Origin of the sequence: Roseimicrobium gellanilyticum (assembly GCF_003315205.1) — a bacterium.
Taxonomy (GTDB): Bacteria; Verrucomicrobiota; Verrucomicrobiia; order Verrucomicrobiales; family Verrucomicrobiaceae; genus Roseimicrobium; species Roseimicrobium gellanilyticum.
In genome coordinates this window covers 263,502-280,696 of record NZ_QNRR01000007.1, presented here as the reverse complement: position 1 = coordinate 280,696, position 17,195 = coordinate 263,502, and the positions used below count along the sequence as shown (strand labels likewise).

Annotated in this window: 15 protein-coding genes; 6 read left to right on the top strand and 9 right to left on the bottom strand. The window is 59.8% G+C overall.

What is annotated here, in order from left to right:
• Window positions 1-1,137, bottom strand: coding sequence for a S41 family peptidase (locus DES53_RS19785; RefSeq protein ID WP_113960033.1), 1,137 nt, complete (start codon window positions 1,135-1,137; stop codon window positions 1-3).
• A 140-nt stretch (window positions 1,138-1,277) separates the two neighbouring features.
• Between DES53_RS19785 and DES53_RS19780 the strand changes: the two genes are divergently transcribed.
• On the top strand, window positions 1,278-1,859 hold the full coding sequence (locus tag DES53_RS19780) for a hypothetical protein (protein ID WP_113960032.1): 582 nt from the start codon (window positions 1,278-1,280) through the stop codon (window positions 1,857-1,859).
• A 111-nt stretch (window positions 1,860-1,970) separates the two neighbouring features.
• Here the strand turns inward: DES53_RS19780 and thiD are convergent, their stop codons facing one another.
• Both thiD and DES53_RS19770 read right to left on the bottom strand, forming a co-directional pair.
• Complete coding sequence (thiD, locus tag DES53_RS19775; RefSeq protein WP_113960031.1) at window positions 1,971-2,780, bottom strand: bifunctional hydroxymethylpyrimidine kinase/phosphomethylpyrimidine kinase; 810 nt, start codon at window positions 2,778-2,780, stop codon at window positions 1,971-1,973.
• A 71-nt stretch (window positions 2,781-2,851) separates the two neighbouring features.
• On the bottom strand, window positions 2,852-3,916 hold the full coding sequence (locus tag DES53_RS19770; RefSeq protein ID WP_113960030.1) for a class I fructose-bisphosphate aldolase: 1,065 nt from the start codon (window positions 3,914-3,916) through the stop codon (window positions 2,852-2,854).
• Between the two features lie 413 nt (window positions 3,917-4,329).
• On the opposite strand from DES53_RS19770, the gene DES53_RS19765 reads away from it, so the two are divergent.
• The 3 genes from DES53_RS19765 (at window position 4,330) to DES53_RS19755 (ending at window position 5,571) form a co-directional block, all read left to right on the top strand.
• Window positions 4,330-4,593 carry a GlsB/YeaQ/YmgE family stress response membrane protein gene (locus tag DES53_RS19765; RefSeq protein WP_113960029.1) on the top strand — a complete coding sequence of 88 codons (264 nt, stop codon included), beginning with the start codon at window positions 4,330-4,332 and terminating at the stop codon, window positions 4,591-4,593.
• A gap of 18 nt (window positions 4,594-4,611) precedes the next feature.
• On the top strand, window positions 4,612-5,055 hold the full coding sequence (locus tag DES53_RS19760) for a YidB family protein (protein ID WP_170157238.1): 444 nt from the start codon (window positions 4,612-4,614) through the stop codon (window positions 5,053-5,055).
• Window positions 5,056-5,187: 132 nt separating this feature from the next.
• The gene (locus DES53_RS19755) at window positions 5,188-5,571 is read left to right on the top strand and encodes a Co(2+)/Mg(2+) efflux protein ApaG (protein WP_113960027.1); all 384 of its coding nucleotides are present in this window, start codon (window positions 5,188-5,190) and stop codon (window positions 5,569-5,571) included.
• 25 nt (window positions 5,572-5,596) lie between these two features.
• Here the strand turns inward: DES53_RS19755 and DES53_RS19750 are convergent, their stop codons facing one another.
• Window positions 5,597-6,202, bottom strand: a complete 606-nt coding sequence (locus tag DES53_RS19750; protein WP_113960026.1) for a 5-formyltetrahydrofolate cyclo-ligase — start codon at window positions 6,200-6,202, stop codon at window positions 5,597-5,599.
• Window positions 6,203-6,315: 113 nt separating this feature from the next.
• Between DES53_RS19750 and DES53_RS19745 the strand changes: the two genes are divergently transcribed.
• Both DES53_RS19745 and DES53_RS19740 read left to right on the top strand, forming a co-directional pair.
• Window positions 6,316-7,305, top strand: coding sequence for an MBL fold metallo-hydrolase (locus tag DES53_RS19745; RefSeq protein ID WP_113960025.1), 990 nt, complete (start codon window positions 6,316-6,318; stop codon window positions 7,303-7,305).
• A gap of 249 nt (window positions 7,306-7,554) precedes the next feature.
• Window positions 7,555-8,058, top strand: a complete 504-nt coding sequence (locus DES53_RS19740; RefSeq protein WP_113960024.1) for a dihydrofolate reductase — start codon at window positions 7,555-7,557, stop codon at window positions 8,056-8,058.
• Here the strand turns inward: DES53_RS19740 and DES53_RS19735 are convergent.
• The 5 genes from DES53_RS19735 to DES53_RS19715 form a co-directional block, all read right to left on the bottom strand.
• Window positions 7,988-10,189: a cytochrome c biogenesis protein gene (locus DES53_RS19735; RefSeq protein ID WP_113960023.1), complete on the bottom strand. Its 2,202-nt coding sequence runs from the start codon at window positions 10,187-10,189 to the stop codon at window positions 7,988-7,990. The two genes, DES53_RS19740 and DES53_RS19735, sit on opposite strands and share 71 nt — an antisense overlap.
• A gap of 30 nt (window positions 10,190-10,219) precedes the next feature.
• Entirely contained in the window at window positions 10,220-11,539 is a 1,320-nt protein-coding gene (locus DES53_RS19730; RefSeq protein WP_113960022.1) for a cytochrome c biogenesis ResB family protein, read from the bottom strand.
• Entirely contained in the window at window positions 11,536-12,207 is a 672-nt protein-coding gene (locus DES53_RS19725) for a hypothetical protein (protein ID WP_147263499.1), read from the bottom strand. The genes DES53_RS19730 and DES53_RS19725 overlap by 4 nt, the downstream gene beginning before the upstream one ends.
• 128 nt (window positions 12,208-12,335) lie before the next feature.
• The gene (locus DES53_RS33560) at window positions 12,336-15,422 is read right to left on the bottom strand and encodes a c-type cytochrome domain-containing protein (protein WP_113960020.1); all 3,087 of its coding nucleotides are present in this window, start codon (window positions 15,420-15,422) and stop codon (window positions 12,336-12,338) included.
• 107 nt (window positions 15,423-15,529) lie between these two features.
• Window positions 15,530-17,026 carry a hypothetical protein gene (locus DES53_RS19715; protein WP_113960019.1) on the bottom strand — a complete coding sequence of 499 codons (1,497 nt, stop codon included), beginning with the start codon at window positions 17,024-17,026 and terminating at the stop codon, window positions 15,530-15,532.
• Window positions 17,027-17,195: the final 169 nt, after the last annotated feature.

Sequence of the window (17,195 nt, the reverse complement as noted above, 5' to 3'; positions counted from 1 at the left end):
TCATTGGTCTGGATTGGTGGCGGAGGGGTCTGCAGGCACGGCCTTGGGGATGCTCTCCACCGGGCCCTCCGCCGGATTGTGCTTCGGCTGCCAGTCGATTTTGGAGGCACTGCCAAAGTCACCTGCGAGAATGAAATCAATGGCCCTCTGGGTCACCACATCGCGAGTCTGGCCTTCATCCCCCGGCAGGGATTGCCCCTTGCTGCGGCGGATGTAGTCGTCGAGTTCGGGATTCTGATCGTGCACCAGTGCTCTCTCATTGAAGCGCGGGCGCACCCGGTCATTCACGTAAGGAAGGTGGGATTTCCCACGACTGCCTTCAAACGCAAGATGCTTCTGCTTCAGGTTGCCCACGATGTTGAAGGTTGGCTCCAGCCCCACCTTGAAGCGGGAGGTCCCATCCGGCAGCAGCATCTCCGCGCTGGCGTAGCGCAGAATGGTATGGTCATCCAGCGTCACGTCCGAGTAGCGCACGGTGGCGCCACGGGTCTTTTCGCCAATCAAAAGCGTCCTGCCCTGCGCATGCAATACCGCCGCCACAGCCTCGGCTGCATGACCAGTCTCACCATCGATCAACACCACCACGCGCCCGGTCCACAGCGGCGAGCCCTTTGAAATGAAAAGCTCCGCGTCATCGCTGTGAAGCTGCTTCATCTTGAACATCAGTTCTCCCGCCGGGAGGAAGGTTTGCAAGACCGCGGCTGCCTCCTCGAAGAGCCCTTTCCCTCCGGCGCGCAGATCCAGAATCAGATGTTTGGCTTTCTTTTCCAGGATTCCCTTCAGGGCTGTTTCAAACAAAGCCCCCTCCCCCTGGGTGAACGTCTCCGGTCGCAGATAGGCCACGTCCGGCGCGAGAAACTCCGCATGCACATACGGCACCAACGGATTCTCATCGGATTTCGCAGGCACAAGCTCCGCACCGAAGTCCAGGCGCTCCAGCAACCCCTGCAAAGCAGCGCGGTTCAGTTCCTCATAGCTCAGGTCCTCCCTGCGAATGTAGTCCCGTCGCAGGATCTGGAAGGCGGACTGGATGCTGTTTTGGGGCAACTTGTCCAGCAGCGGCCGTGATTCCGCTGCCGGAAGCAGCGAAGACAGGGAAAGCAACGGAGTGAGCAGGCAAGCCCGGAAGAGCGACATTCCCGTAGCATACCCATGCCCCGCGCGGATGCCAGCGTCCTTGTGAGGAAGACATCCGCCTCCGCTGGCGAACGGTCATGTGCCGAAGGTTTGCCAAGGACCGCCTTGCCAGAAGCTTAAGAAATCCGTACTATTCTCCAATGCACCGGTTGCTTTCCCCCACTCTGCTGTTGCTGGGCGTGCTCGCCCTCTCGTCCTGCGAAACCGTCGAGCCTGTGGGCCCCGGTCGCCGCCCTGCTCCCCGGGTCTTGATTCCCGGCGGGCTCAGCTCTTCCGAACGCGAGCTGCTACCCGAGGTAGAAGACGCCCTGGTCGACTCCGGATTTCGCCCCACCTATCGCACTCCGGCGGACTACATGCTCGCCTTTGAAGTCGACGACGGTCCCGTGAATGCCGATGTCCATCTCCGGCTGACCCGCCACGGGGAAGAAGTGGCCCATGCCTACGCGCGCACCGGCGGCCCCGGCATCCTGCTTCACCGTCGTGAATACATTCGCAAGTCCTTCGACAAATGCATCGGCCAATTCGAAGATCAGATCGAAGGCATCGCACGTCGCAGCAGGGGCAGGCAGGACTACCACGACTACGATCATGATGACGACCGCGACTGGTTCGACAACAACGACCGTTATGACGACGTCGACGGTGACTACAACAACTACGGCTACGACCGCAGCCCACGCTCCTATGGGCGCACTGGTGGCTATGAGCGCGGGTATTAAATGGTGGTCCGCACACTCCGTGTGCTGTCAGTCACGCTACCCGCAGGGTCGAGCCAGAAGCCATCCGTCACACTTGAACACCCAGCTCCCACCGCTAAAGGCTCAAGGCGGCTACTTTCCTTGCGTCTGATTCAGCGCCTCCATCTCTCCCCAGCGGAGATGAGTGGCGATGGCATTCGTGACAAATTCCTTCCCCTGCCGCACGGCATCGAGCATCGACAATCCGTTCCCAAGCCCGGCAGCGATCGCCGCGGAGTACGTGCATCCGGTGCCATGCGTGTGCACCCCCTCAATGCGACGTCCCTCCAGCCAGTGGAGTTCTCCATCACTGACAAGCACATCCGGCACACTATCACCCGACAGGTGCCCTCCTTTCAACAGCACGGCACAGCCATGACGCGCGCTCAAGGCCAGCGCGTGGTGCTCCATGGATTCACGCGTAGTGATCTTCTCTCCCACCAGCACGGCAGCCTCATCAAGATTGGGAGTGATGAGCGCAGCGTGGGGAAACAGTCGGGTCACCAGCGCCTCTTCCGCATCTTCATCCAACAGGCGTCCACCGCTCGTGGCCACCATCACAGGATCCACCACGAGCGGAACCTGCTTTGCGGACCTTTCTGAGGATTCCCAGGCAGAAACCACCGCCTCGATCTGCTCCTTGCCACCCAACATGCCCGTCTTCGCCGCAGCCATGGGATAGGCATCCAGCAGCAGCTTCACCTGCTCATGCACCACCTCCGCATCAATGAGTTGAATGCGAGAAACCACCAGCGGTGTCTCCGCCACCACCCCAGTCACGGCCGTCATCCCATAGCCGCCCAATGCCGTGATCGTCTTGAGATCCGCCTGAATGCCAGCCCCCCCAGAACAATCAGATCCGGCGATGGTAAGGATGACAGGGGGGCTGGCGGCAACTCTCATGGCAAAGGACTACCCCTCCGCACTGAGAGACACGGACTCAAGGAAAAAGTGGACCGGTCACAAAAGCGCCATCACGCAATCGTGATCTCCTTGCATAGATACACATCCTGGATCTGCTGCAGCAGTTCCGCACCCTCCTTCATGGGACGCTGGAAAGCCTTGCGCCCCGAGATGAGTCCAGAGCCTCCCGCACGCTTGTTGATCACGGCGGTATACACGGCATCCTCGAAGTCTTTTTTGCCAGAGGCACCACCACTGTTGATCAATCCCGCGCGCCCCAGATAACAATTCGCAATCTGATAGCGGCACAGATCGATGGGGTGATCGCTGGAGAGGACTGAGTAGATACGCTTGTCCAACTTGCCATAGCTGGAGCCGCCGGTATTCAGCGCAATGAAGCCTCCGTTATTCTCCGGCAGCTTCTGCTTGATGATATCGGCCTGCAAGGTGCAGCCAAGGTGATTGGCCTGGCCGGTCAGGTCTGCGGCCACATGATAGTCCTTGTCCTTCTTGAACTCCGGGTTGCGCAGGTAGCACCACAACACGGTGGCCATCCCCAGCTCATGTGCCCGTGAGAAGGCTTGTGCGACCTCGACAATCTCCCGGCCCGCATCATCAGAGCCGAAATAGATCGTCGCACCCACCGCCGCTGCTCCCATCTCATACGCACGATCCACCGTGCCAAACGGGATCTCCTTGAACGCATTCGGATACGTGAGCAGTTCATTGTGATTCAACTTCACGAGGAAGGGAATCTTGTGCGCGTACTTTCGTGAGACCATGCCCAGCACACCAAAGGTGGAGGCCACCGCATTGCATCCGCCCTCGATGGCCAGCTTCACGATGTTCTCCGGATCGAAATACTCAGGATTCGGCGCGAAGCTCGCTCCCGCGGAATGCTCCACTCCCTGGTCCACCGGAAGAATGGACAGATATCCCGTGCCCGCGAGTCGACCGGTGTTGTACATCCAGTTGAGGTTGTTGAGCACCCTCTGGTTGCGATCGCTGGGAGCAAAGATCCGATCAACCCAGTCTGAACCAGGAAGATGAAGCAACTCTTTGGCAATCGTCTTGCACTCGTGCTTGAGCAGGGAGTCGGCCTTGTCGCCGAGCAGGGAAACAATTTGGTCGAGCATGGCAGATTCAGGTTCGCTTCATTGCAAACCCGTTCATGAAGGGAGTCCAGTTTAAAATCGATTCCATTCCGACACACTCGCCGTTGCCCATTTTTGCGTCGCATCCTCCTTCCCTGAACAAAGCTGTAGGTTCGGGAGCCCTGATGAAGAATCACCATGCAAAAGTCATCACTTTTGGCTATCACGGGCAGGCAAATTCTGGGATAATGACCACGATTCGTTGGATTAACCTTCATTCAACAGTGCGCACTGAAGCGCCATTTGCTGCCTCCCAACGTTAGACTACTTCTCTGAAGTGGTACACCACGCCGCAACCTCCGGAGCCTCCTCCACCATGGAGGCACGCCAGTGGTGAGTCCCTCACAGCCAGTCAAGCCGCTGGCCTAATCCACACGCACAATAGAATAAACCATATGGGAATCCTATCATGGATCCTCCTCGGCCTTGTGGCCGGAGCATTGGCCAAGTTCATCATGCCAGGAAAAGATCCTGGCGGATTCTTTGTCACCATCTTGATCGGCATCGCAGGCGCCATCACCGGGGGGCTCGTCGGCAGGCTCTTCGGTCTCGGAGCCATCGAGTCCTTCGATTTGGGTGGCATCTTCATCGCGACGATCGGCTCACTCATCCTGCTGATCCTCTATCGCGTGCTCTCGAAAAGGATGGGGAAAGCCTAACTCGACATCGCCATGGGAATGATTGATACCCTCCTTGAAAGCCTCACTGGCAAGAAAGGAAATGATGCAGCCGTGGCCGCAGGCGGACAGGATCCTCTTGCGGCGGCACTAAGCAGCCTTCTGGAAAAAAACGGAGGTCTACAGGGCCTGATGAGCAAGTTCTCAAAGGGAGGACTTGGTGAAGTATTCACCTCCTGGGTAGGTATGGGAGAAAACCAGTCTGTGAAATCTTCACAAATTGAAGACGTACTCGGCTCGGATCAGGTGAAAGGCCTCGCAGCCCAACTGGGAGTCGATCCCTCGAAGGCCTCGGGGTTCCTCGCCGACTACCTGCCAAAGATCGTCGACAAACTGACCCCCAGTGGCCAGATCGACAGCGCTGAAAACCAGCAACAGCAGGGCCTGGATGACCTCCTCCCCTCCCTGCTCAGCAGCCTGACAGGCGGGAAGCAGCAGGCATGACTCCACTGGGACACAGGTTGCCGGCCCGTCCCGGCAGCCTGTGCCACTGGGGAAGAAACCTTGGGACTAGGAATCAATTCATTCCTGAACGCCCCCACTGGCGCGATGTCTCATCTTGGGTAAAATCCCCCCATGCCCCTACAATTTGAACAGCTCCCCGGGCTTTCCGTTTCGGTGGACCAGGTGCTCTATCTGCCTCACCTGCAGGTGCCCCCGGACAAGCCGCACCCCTTTGCCTACTACCTCTCCATCCACAATCATTCCAGCGAGTCCATCACCATCGTCGGACGCAAATGGATCGTGACGGATGACGGCGGTGAGACACTGGTGGTGGAAGGCGACGGTGTGGTGGGTGAGAAGCCCCGCCTGGAGCCCGGCCAGACTTTCAGCTACAACAGCTATCACGTCATCGCCGAGCCCAGCGTCGCCACCGGCACGTTCTTCGGCCAGACAGACAATGGAAAGCCCGTGTACGTGCGTGTTCCAGATTTCCGTCTGGAACTGCCGCTGGTGTGAGATGGTGTGATAGCCAGGACGGATCTCAGTCCCGTCCTGTGAGGCTCATCCACCCATTCTCGGTCACAATGGATTGTACTCTCCGATCGTGTCCTTCCGCCGGCACGGTGGGCAGGATTTGCATGTGGAAGCACACGCCGATGCGTACGCAGATGTCCTGCATTCTCTCAAGCGCGCGGTCATAGTGACCCTTGCCGCGGCCGAGGCGCGTTCCATCCGCTGAGGAAAAAGCCACTCCGGGAACAAGCGCCACAGAGACTTCTTCAAATTTCAGACGCTTCTTGGCATTGCGCCACGGTTCCAGGACACCGAGCACCCCCGGCACCAAATCCTGCTCATCTTGAATGAGATAAGGCGTCATGATGTCACCCTCAATGGCAAAAAATGCCGTGCGCATGCCCATTTCTTGCAGCCATGGCAGGAGTGGCAGGAGATTCGGCTCTGAGACCATGCCTCCGAACAATGTCACCACTCCACCCGGACGTACCCATTCGGGCTTCTGCCGCAGATGGCTAAGCACGGATTCAGACCATGCCGCCCGATCCTCGAGCGAGCAGGCGCGCATCCGTTCGCGGATGAGCTTCCTCATCTCGCTCTTGGTCTCCGGTTGCTGGGTTTCTGAGGTCGTCATCGCTGCAAAGATGGAAGATTTCGAGACCTGAAATGATGGTTGTCATCCTGACCCAGAAAACATAGACTTTCCAACACCTTCGGCACTTTTCCTGCCTTTATCCCCTGCTGGAAATGCTCCACGACCCCAACTTTCGATCCTTCAGCCAAAAGGCGCTTACGCGACGCCAGGGCCAAGCGGCCTCTGGTTCTGGCTCCAATGGGCATAACACCAACAAGGTGGGCCTGTTGCCCAGCAAGGGCTGGCGGGAGCGCAACCTGAAGTTCTTCAGCGATGTGCTCATCCCCCACTTGCTGACCCCACGACAGGCCGGCGGAGAGTTTTCCTTCCGCGCAGACCTTGAGAACCACGAAACCGGCGTGACCTGGCTTGGTCATGCCGGTTTTCTTTTGCAGGTGGGTGGCAAAAACATTCTCGTGGACCCCGTCTGGGCGCTCTGGTTGGGGCCCATCAAGCGCGTCAGCCACCCCAGCCTGGTGGCCCGCAGCCTCCCATACATCGATCTCGTGCTCATCACGCACGCGCATTTCGACCACCTTCATCTTCCGAGTTTACGTTCCATCGCCGCAGGTCAGCCGATCATTGTTCCAGAAGGTGTCGGCAGCATTGTAAAAAATTGCGCCTTCAGCCGGGTCATTGAGATGCACTACTGGCAGACGCTGCGCGTGGATACGCTCGATATCACCTTCACGCCGACCAAGCACTGGGGCGCACGCTTCATCCACGACACCTACCGTAAATTTGGCGGATACCTCATCACGGAACGCAAGAGCGGACACACCATCTTCCATTGTGGAGACAGCTCCCTCTTCGATGGCTTCCAGGAGATCGCCAAACGTTCCTCCGTCGATATCGCACTCATGCCCATCGGCGCCTATGAACCTCCGAGCGGCCGTCCCGTGCACATGAATCCCGAAGAGGCGCTGGAAGCCGCAGACATGCTTTCCGCCCGCCACATCGTGCCCATGCACTACGGCACCTTCCCCATCAGCGGCGAACCCATCCATGAGCCGGTGGCACGCTTCCGGACGAAAGCCGAGGCAAACCTCGACCACAGCGTGCATGTCCTGAACGAGGGACGGTCACGCGTGTTTGGGCGGTAACGGCAGGTGGATGGTCCACGGTTGATAGTTGATGGCTTGAGTTCAAAACCGCTCATAGGCACGAACCGTCGCCGGCGGCCTGAGCCGATAATCGAGCACTGTTTTCTCAGTCTCCGAAGTTCCTCTGTGTCTCTGCGTTGAATCCAATGCAGATCCTTCTCCCTTCCAGATCCGAACCAACCCCTGCACATCAACAACGCCTCGCTTCCTTAAGCCCCTCAACTCTCAACCGTCACCCTCAACATCCCGATGCTCCTCTCCCTCATCGCCGCCATGGATGAGAACCGCCTCCTGGCGGATGCGCGCGGCATCCCGTGGAAGTTGCCCCGTGACGTCGCGCACTTCCGCGAGTACACCGACAGCAAGTGGCTGCTGCTGGGACGCACCACGTACGAGGAAATGCGCGGATGGTTCCGCCCGGGGCATTGCCCGCTGGTATTAAGCTCGCGCTGTGGATGGGATCCGGAAATCGGGCGCGTCGTATCCTCCGTACCACAAGCGATCGCCACGGCTGAGGCTGCCGGCCAGGGCGAGCTCGTGTGCATCGGCGGCGGACAAGTGTTTGCCGCTGCCCTGCCCTACGCCAACAAGATGGTGCTCACACGAGTGCATGCAAGCATCACACCGGAGGGAAGACCAGTGTACTTCCCCCCGTGGAATGCGTCTGAGTGGAAGGATGAGACTATTTGGCAACAGCCTGCGGAAGCAGGTCATGCTCTCCCTTTTGCCCTTCACGAGTTGACCCGCCGCTGACACTCCCACCTGAGCGGGAGCTCTTGTCCATTTGCGCGAAGATCATCCCCAGCACCACATAGCCAGCCATGACGCCCCAGATGGTGTAGAGCCACTTCCAGGCGCCGCTGAGTTCACCGTAAGCGTGCAATCCGATGCCGAGCTGGTTGGTCGCGAACCAGGAAAAGATGGTGATCATCCCCAGAATCACGTTCACCACGTGGAATCCGGCCTCGCGAACATAACCGCCAAGGCGGGCATGCAGGATGATCAGGTTCATCAGCACAATCATGAGCGCGCCATTCTCCTTCGGGTCCCAACCCCAGAAGCGGCCCCAGGAATAGTTTGCCCACACGCCGCCGAGCACAGTGCCGACGAGTGAAAGGAAAAGACCGGCCAGCACAAATGCGTACGAGATGCGCGTCAGGGTGCGGGCATCCTCATCCCCAGCCTTGGTGACACCGAACACGCGGCGCGTGAAGTACACCATGGAAGTCTTGCAAGCCACCATCCCACACGCGTAGCCGAGGTTGATGCACGGCACGTGCGTGGCCAGCCAGAAGTTCGTGATGAGCACGGCTTGCAGCTGCACCAAGCTGTCCTTGCCTTCCATTTCGAAGAAGCGGATGGAGAGGAACATCCCGGCAACACCCGAGATGCAGGCCACTGTCATGGCCAGATCCTTGCGGCGACTCATCCACTCGACCAGCAGTGCTCCAATCACCGAGGTTGTGGTGATGAAAATGATGGTCTCATAGAGCGTGGTGATCGGAGGACGCTCCATGATCAGACTGCGGATGATGATCCCCACGGTGCCAAGCACGGCGCCAATGATCATCGCTCCCCAACAGATGGACTTGCACGTCTTCTCCCAACGGCCCCCGGGTGATACCCACGCCGCAGAGAGAGCCAGGCTGCCCAGCACAAACATGTACAGCGCTCTGGTGAAGAAGTCCCCTTTGTGCAGCAGCAGTTCCAGGCCGATGTGTCCGGTCTGCCCCCGGTCCGAGGCCGCCTTGCTGAGCGTGTCCGCCACCTGCTTCGCCTTCGCCTTGAAATCACTGCTGCTGGCCGTGCCGTCAAGGCGTCCCAATTCACCCCAGGCGGTGAGCATGGCATACTCATGTGCGGAGACCTCCGCACCGCTCAGAGCTTCCTGCATGATCGCACCGGGGCTCTTCCACACCTCGAGATTCTTGTCATCAGGAGGAAAGAGATTCATCTGCTCCTGCGGCACGCCGTTCATCTTGGCGCACAGCAGCGTGCGGATGAAGTTGAAGAACCAGGGATTCGCCATGGGTGCCTGAGCTTCCGGATGCGCCTTGAAATACGCGGCCATCTTGGGCAGCAGCGCCGCGATGGGAGGATTCGGGCCGTCCGCAGGAGAAAGGATCTCCGCTGGCACCTTCCCGACCTGATCCCCGAAGGGATTGCGGGCGAAGTCGAAGTGCCCCAGCATCATGTCGTAATCGAGGAAGTCCTGGCTCAGCTTGTAGAGCGCGCGGGACTCCGGTGAGAGCTTGGCCGGATCCATCCCGCGGAATTCTTCCATCTTTTGCGAGAGCTTCTGGCGACCTTCCGCGATCTCATTGTACGAGTAGCGGTCGCGCTTGCCCTTGCCGTGCAGGTTCAGGATCACCACGGCATCCGAGTTATCCACCACGAAGACATTCAGTTCCTTGCCAATGTCCGGACGGAACAGGCTGATAAGCATCCACTCCATGGCGCTCAGCGTTGATTTGCCTTTGGCATTCACCACCGGCTTGCCCGTTTGCGGATCCAGCACCGGCTCCACCTTTCCGGTGGTTTCGTTGAACTTCTCCGCCTTCATGCTCTGCTTGCCATACATGGGCAGGAGCAGGGTGGTGCGAGCCACCGTCTCGAGCGGCTTCACGCGTCCCTGCTGCTGCACTGGGATGGTGGCCATGATCTTCAGCAACTCCGGATCCATCAATGTCTCCAGCGGGATGGGAGCTGCCTTGTTCTCTGACGCCACCTGGGCGGGCGCCGTGGCTGCCGGCACTGCCGTTACAGACGCATGAGGATCCGCAGCGGGTTTGGGAGCTTCTGCCTGGGCAGTCAGCACCACCGGCAGCAGAGCCCAGGCTGCACAGCAGGCCGCCAGGGTCTTCATCAATCGGGAAGCTTTCATGAGCGTGGAAAGGACGGGGGACACGAGTTGTTAGACACTGGGCGGAGCGACCGGCACATTGCTTCGCGCACTTTGCTTCAGGAATTTCGTCAGATGCCAGACGAGATTCATCAGAAGACCAATCATGGCAGCGATGAGTGAGATGAGCGGCCAGTGGTCGGAGGGATTGCTCGCCACCTGGAACATGGAGGACTGCTGGCCACCGCGTTGCGCCGCCTCCATGTCGAAGGAACTCTGGAAGAAAGCGAAGCCACCGAAACGCAGCGGCTCATTCATGTTGATGATCTTCTCCTCGGACTTCCCATCGCGAATCACGGTCACGTGGCTGGTGAACTTCCTCGCCTGGTTCGTACCGGGGTGGGTCTCGCGGACAAACTTGTCCAGCTTCACCTCGAAGGGCAGGCGGTACTGGCGGCGGCCGATGCCCACGCCGTACGACTCATTGCCAATGGTCACCGTCCATGGCGCGCGCTCGGTACGCACGATGATGCCTAGATGCTCGGCCTTGGTCTTCGCATCGATGGCCTTCACATAAGCACCATTCACACGCTGCTCATGCGGCACTGGTTTCATTTCCGCATCATGCAGCGGCAGCTCCTGGAGGATGTATCCATCCACCACCATGCTCTGCGGATCTCCAGTCTTGGCTGGACGCACCGCACAGTGCTCCATGTAGTTCATCACCATCAGTTCAAACGGGAGACCTTCACGGTAAAAGGTGCGAGCCTTGCCCTTGGTGAGATCCGCAAACTGGCTGTCCGGGATGAGCATCGCCTCCCGTTTGCCGTCTGCAGGCGCGGGTTCGAGCTTCTCGATGCGGATATCGCTGACGTGGAACGCTTCAAATTCATCCACCGTCTGGTTCTCCGTCACCCACACCGCACCTTCTTCTTTCGCCAGCAGGGACACCAGACCGGCCAGGAGCATGAACACCACCGACACGTGCGCGATGAGCACACCGATGAGTCCCAGGTTTGGTCTGACGTTGTTCTTCAACCCCGCGCGCATGCGCGAGATGATGCGGGTGATACCGCCGCAAATCATGTTCAGCGCCAGCAACCCCATGAGCAGTCCACCACCGGGCAGGAGGATGGGCAGCACCCATTCGCCCTCGTAGGGGATGTGCATGGCACGAAGGCAGCAGTCGATGTCGATGCTGGTGATGAACCAGGACTCGAAATACTTCCGCTGGCTGTCATAGAGGCCATGCTCGAGCTGCTCCAGCGTACCGAGGTACGTCATGAGCAGCAGGAGGGTGAGCACCGCCACGGCAAAGCCGAAGGATGCAAAAATGCCATACACCTTCTTCAAGATAGAAGGGGCCTTGGGGGCGGTTGCAGTGTCTCTCATCGTTGAACCTTGGGCTGGAGGGAACGGCAGAATTCATCGAAAGCGGCTTCGTTCTCCACCACCAGTGCTTTCGGGCCCACCATTTTGACAAAGATCATGAACTTTTCGTCAGCGTGGACAGCGCCGAGCATGCGGTAGTCCTTCACCGCTTCTGACTTGCCCACATCCGTGAAGTCACCGTCGAAGGCCACATAGGAAGCATCGCGGCCAAACAGAGGCTTCTTCGGCAATGCGGCAAACTCCTCAGCAGTGTAAGGAGCCTGACCCATCTGCGTGCGCCAGCGGTTCACATTCGCCTCCACTCCCCCGCCTCCGCCGGGAAGAAAGCTCAGGAAACATTGCCCCTCCTGATTGGGACCAAAACGCATGTCGAGAAGACGGATGCCTCTCGCCGCGCCCGTGGGCTGCACGACCGTCCACCCCGCAGGCGTGATCCAATCGAAAAGTTCCTCCGCTGCCGGCGGATCTGGTTGCTCCACCTCGGGCGCCTCGCGATCCATCTGGGGGAAGCGATCTGCGCTGGCCACTGCAACCGGAGGACGCGTGGCGTGCTTGGAGATTTCGCGTGTCTCCTTGATTTGGACCCTCTCGCCCACTTGATCGCAACCAGACATCAGGAGGCAGGCGACAACCGGGGAAAGAAGAGGAATGAAACGTGCAACAGGCATCACAGAGAAAAACGGGGGATCAGGCAAATCGTTAGGCGCGGGACCAAGAACAGTCCCTGAAGCGGACATGGGAGGAGAGGCGTAAATCGCCCTCCGTGAGGAAGCTCACGCGCGCAAGAACGGCTTCATCATTTCTTGTTCGCTCCTGGCGCAGGAGCGGGTGCAGCCGCTGGAGGCGCGTCTGCCGGTTTCGGTGGCGCGACTGGTGCGGGAGCTGGAGTTGGAGCAGGTGACGGGGTGGCGGGTTTGTTCTCAGGCTTTGCAGGGCCCGCAGGAGCATTGGCAGGCTTTGGCGGCTCGGGCTTTTTCTCCTCCTTCTTTTCCTCTTTCTTCGGCGCAGGCGCAGGAGCCGGTGCAGGCGCGGGAGGGGGCGGGGGCTTGGCTGCCTCGACCAATTTGACGATTTCCTCGGCGCTGAGGCCAACGTTCACCTGAAGTCCGGGCACGGCGGCTTCCAGCTTCTTGGCGCCATCCTTGGTGACCGGCGTCCCCCACACGAAAAGCTTCTTGAGCGACTTGTTCGCGGCCAGCTTCGCAATGCCGGCGTCAGTCACCTTGGTGTCGTAGAGATTGAGATACTCCAGATTCTGCAGCCCAGCGAGCTGGGCGAGACCAGCATCCGTGACGGCAGTTTTTTCAAGGTGCAGACGCTGCAGCGCAGTCATCTTCGCGATCGTGGACAGGCTGGCATCCGTGACCTTGCTGCGACCGAGATCCAACCAGGCAATATGCGGCGCGGCCGGAGCGAGCTCAGCCAGTTCCTTGTCACCGAACTTGTCTGCGGCGTTCACGCAGCCGAAACGAAGCTGCTCAGTATCCAGCGCCAGCGGCATGAGCGTGGTGTTCAGGGCAGTCATCTTTGCCGTGACTTCAGCGACAGACTTCTTCTCGGCATCCGTCAACGGCTTGGCCTTGGGCTTCTCTTCCTTCTTGGCGACCGCGTTTGTGGCGGGCTTGGAGCTGGCGAGCCCCTTGAGGAAAGACTCGATCTCCGGGGTCTTCTTCGCGGCCACCACAGTGAGGTCTTCCTTGGCGCCTTCGGCAATCCACCACTCCAGCAATGCCAGTTCCGCCTTCGTGAGCTGCGGCTCGTCGCTGGGCGGCATGTGATCGTCGTCATCCACCGGCAGCTTGGAGCGCACGAGGAGCAGGCTGTCCTTCACATTGCCACCGATGACCGTGGTCTCACCATCGCTGCCACCCTTGAGAGCATCTGCAAAGGTATGGAGCTTGAGCTTGCCCTTCGACTTGTCCGCACCGTGGCAGCTCACGCACTTGGCCTCGAGAATGGGCAGCACCACATCCGCAAACACCTTGGCATTCGCATCACCGGCCTTCGGCAGGGCGGTGCCTTCCACCTTGGTAGCCGCCGCAGCCGCAGCGGGAGCAGGAGCCGGTTTGGGAGCTGGAGTCGGTGCTGGCGCTGGCGCAGCAGCGGGTTTCGCCGGAGCCGCTGGGGCCGCTGGCGCGGGTGCAACGACCGGAGCGGGAGCCACAGCGGCGACCGCCTTCGCATTGTCCGCGTCCGTCCAGCCAGTGTTTACCAGCATGCCGGCATGCTTTGCTTTGTAGGCCTCCGCTGCAGGACGAGTCACACCCGTCTGCCACAGGTACACGGACTTCAGTTTGCCCAGCCCCTCCAGGCTGCCGAAGACCTTGTCCGTCACCTTGGTGCCATAGAGATTGAGGTACTCCAGATTCGCGAGCCCTTTCAGCTTCTCCACACCTGCGTCGGTGACGGCAGTATTCTCCAGATGAAGTTCCTTCAGGTTCGTCATCTTGACGATGGTGTCGCACGCCGCATCCGTGACCTTGGTCCGCGCGAGATCGAGCGCGACGATGCTCGCTGCGATGGGCTCAAGCTCCTTCAAGTTCGCATCCGCATAGTCCTTCGCCACATTCAGCGCCGTGAAGCGGAGTTGCTTCGCGTCCGCAGCGACCGGTGCCAGGCTCGCACCACTGCCGTTGATTTTCTTCATCGCTTCCGCCACGGCAGGGTCCACCTGGGCAGCCGCCTCCGCCATGACAAGGAAGGCAGGGGGCATGCTGCCACCGGAGCCCGACTTCGACTTCGAAAGCAGCGTCTGCATCGTCTCCTGCAACTCGGCGGGGACCTTTGCCTTGGCCTCGGAAAGCTTCAGCTCCTTGCTGGCCCCTTCCTTCACCCACCAGCTCAGGAGGGCGATTTCCTCCTTCTTGGGCTGGGGCTTGTTGCCCGGTGGCATGTGCATGTCATCCTCGTCATCGAGAGGAAGCAACATGGTGGAGATCATGAGGCTCTTGTCCGGCTGGCCCGGCACCAGATTGTACCCGCTATCGCCACCCTTGAGCATGAGCTCGTGGGTATGGAGACGGAGCGCTCCTTTGTCCTTGTCAGCGCCATGGCACGAGTAGCAGTAGGTCTCCATCAAGGGAGCTACCAGGGAAGCGTACACCGTGGGGTCTGCCGGATCGATGTTGGCCGCCGCAGGCTGCGGATTCTCACTGCCCGGCTCCGGAGCGTGGTTCTCTGCGCCTGGGATATCCTTGCGCAGGGGACCGAAGAAGGAGAGCAGCTTCTCCTCCGCCTTCTCCACATTCGTCTGCACCGCCGTCGGTGCGTGGTCGAGCAGGTAGTCCGGACCGTGGACCATGTTCCCACCCAGATGAGCGCCCACGCTCATGACACCGAGCGTGCTCACCATGAAAAAGCGATGCATGATGGGGATGCGGCCGCTGGCATCCGTGATGAGCTTGAACACAAAGGACAAAATCGCGAGCACCGCCGTGGCCAGCCCCAGCGTCTGGTGGGCCTGGAAGGTGGCGCTGTCATAGCCCCCCTCACGCGAAAGCACCACTCCGAGAATCACCGCGACCACCGCACCAAATGCCCCCACGCCCATGATGAAGGTGATGGCCGGCTTGAGCGCATCCCCCAGCGGGCTGCGGCGAATCGCCAGCACATCCATCAGCGCCGCCAGAAAGAGCACACCTACAGGCACATGCACCGCAATGGGATGGAAACGTCCAAAGAAAAGAGCCCAGGTCGGCGTCTGCACCTCGCGACCGGCATTGGCCAGGGGCGGATACATGTAGAGCCCCAGGGCAAAGAGCATGATGATGCCCACCGCGGAGGCCCACCCCAAAAGCGAGATGCGAGGGGCAGGAACAGGTGCGGCTAGGGGTTGTTCAGAGGCGTCGTCGCTGGAACTCAAGGCTGCGGAAGCGGTCGGCATGGGTGGGAGCGGGGTAATATACAGGTGAGGAGACGGATACCAAACGGCAGGGGGAACGGGGTTAATTCATTTCCCCTAAAAATTACCCTCCCCCTCTCCGCTCGTTTTTAGCCGGCAAAGTAGCCAAGTTCGAGGTCATGCGGCACCTGCCGCACAGTCAGTACAAGCCAGAAGGCAAGAAAGACCAACGTCACCGCCTTGCTGCTGGAGATGGTCCAGCTGCCGACCTTGAACGAATCCTGGCGCAACAGATACGCCGTGGCCGCCATGCAGAAGAAAAGCGGGATGAGCGAGATGGAGTTCAGCAGGCGCGGCCCCACCTTCAGCGGAGTGAACCACCCGAAGAGGTAGACCAGCACCGTGAGAAACGCGGCGAGAAACAGCATGGACCATCCCCAGGACCACACCCCAAACACCGCCTCATTCCACCTCCGGGACGCCGCCCAGACCACGATGCCCGCCCAGAGGATCTGCAGCCAGTGGATGGCAGTGTATTCCTCATAGTTGTTCGTGAACATCATCGAGACACCCTTCACGAAGCGCTTCTTGATCTGCTCCCAAGAGTGCTGATTCCAGTAGTTCTTCGCGGTCGGCAGGGCCTCAGGGTTGTCGACTTTTCCATCGCCATCCTTGTCCACGGTGGAGAGATCCCGGTCGAGGCCCATCTTCTGCATCTCATGCTTCTGATGCACATCCTCCGCCCACATGTAGTACTTGCTCTGCACATTGTGGAACGGGTCGCCAAAGAGCTCGTAGGACGTGTACAGGTACTTCGACATCGGCAGCATGTAGGCTCCCAGCGTCACCAGACCCGCGATCACAATCGCCCAGCGGCGCGGCCAGTCGCGTGCACATAGAAGCTGCACTCCCTGCACGAGCCCCATGAGGCCCAGCGCCACCAGCGCATTTGCCTTGGTCAGATGCCACGCGCAGAGGACCAACCCGGTGACGAGCGCATTCTGCCAGGTGGGCTCATGCAGCGTTTTCACCACGAGAATCGTCCCAATCGTGATCAAGGTCGTCAGTAGAATTTCCGGCTGCACGTACGGCGACTTCAGGATGTAGAGCTGGAACGCAGCCACGAGGATGAACGCCACCCCGAGCCAGTTCCCCAGCCACCCACGCACCACAAAAAACATCCCCACCAGGCAGACCAGCGACAGGTACACATTGAACGCCCGCGCCTTGGGAAAGAAGTCGGACACATACTGCCTCTGCGCCTCCAGCGTGGGCTCCATCTTCACATCCGGTGCCGCAAACGCCAGCAGCCACATGTACATGGGCATGCGCATGCGGGTGGTGAACTGGCTGATCCCGTGCTCGCGCAGGTTCTGCGCATAGTTCATGTACACGCGCTGGTCATTCATGTCGAAGGAGCGCATCGGCCTGCCAGCCTCACTCTGCGCGTCAGCATCGCCATCGAACCGGTGCGCTCGCTCCGCCGCAAGCTGCTTGTCGATGGCATTGGACACATCCGTCCCGTGCTGGATCGCCCGGGTCACATACCACCATGCCGTGATCACCAGACACACCACCACCACCGCGGTGAACCACCGGGGCGCCTTTGTACCAGGAGCGAGCAACTGCCGCAAAAATTCAGCCATGAGCCGCGCAGAGTAGAGGGGCGCGGATGCTGGTCAACAAAGGAGAATCTTTCCCAAAAAGCCTCTCACCCACCACTTCAAAGCCCAGCACCGATCCTCCCACCCCAAGGCTCACTCCCACTCCGTAGTCCAAAACCATCACACCACCCCCACCCCCACTGACCACTGA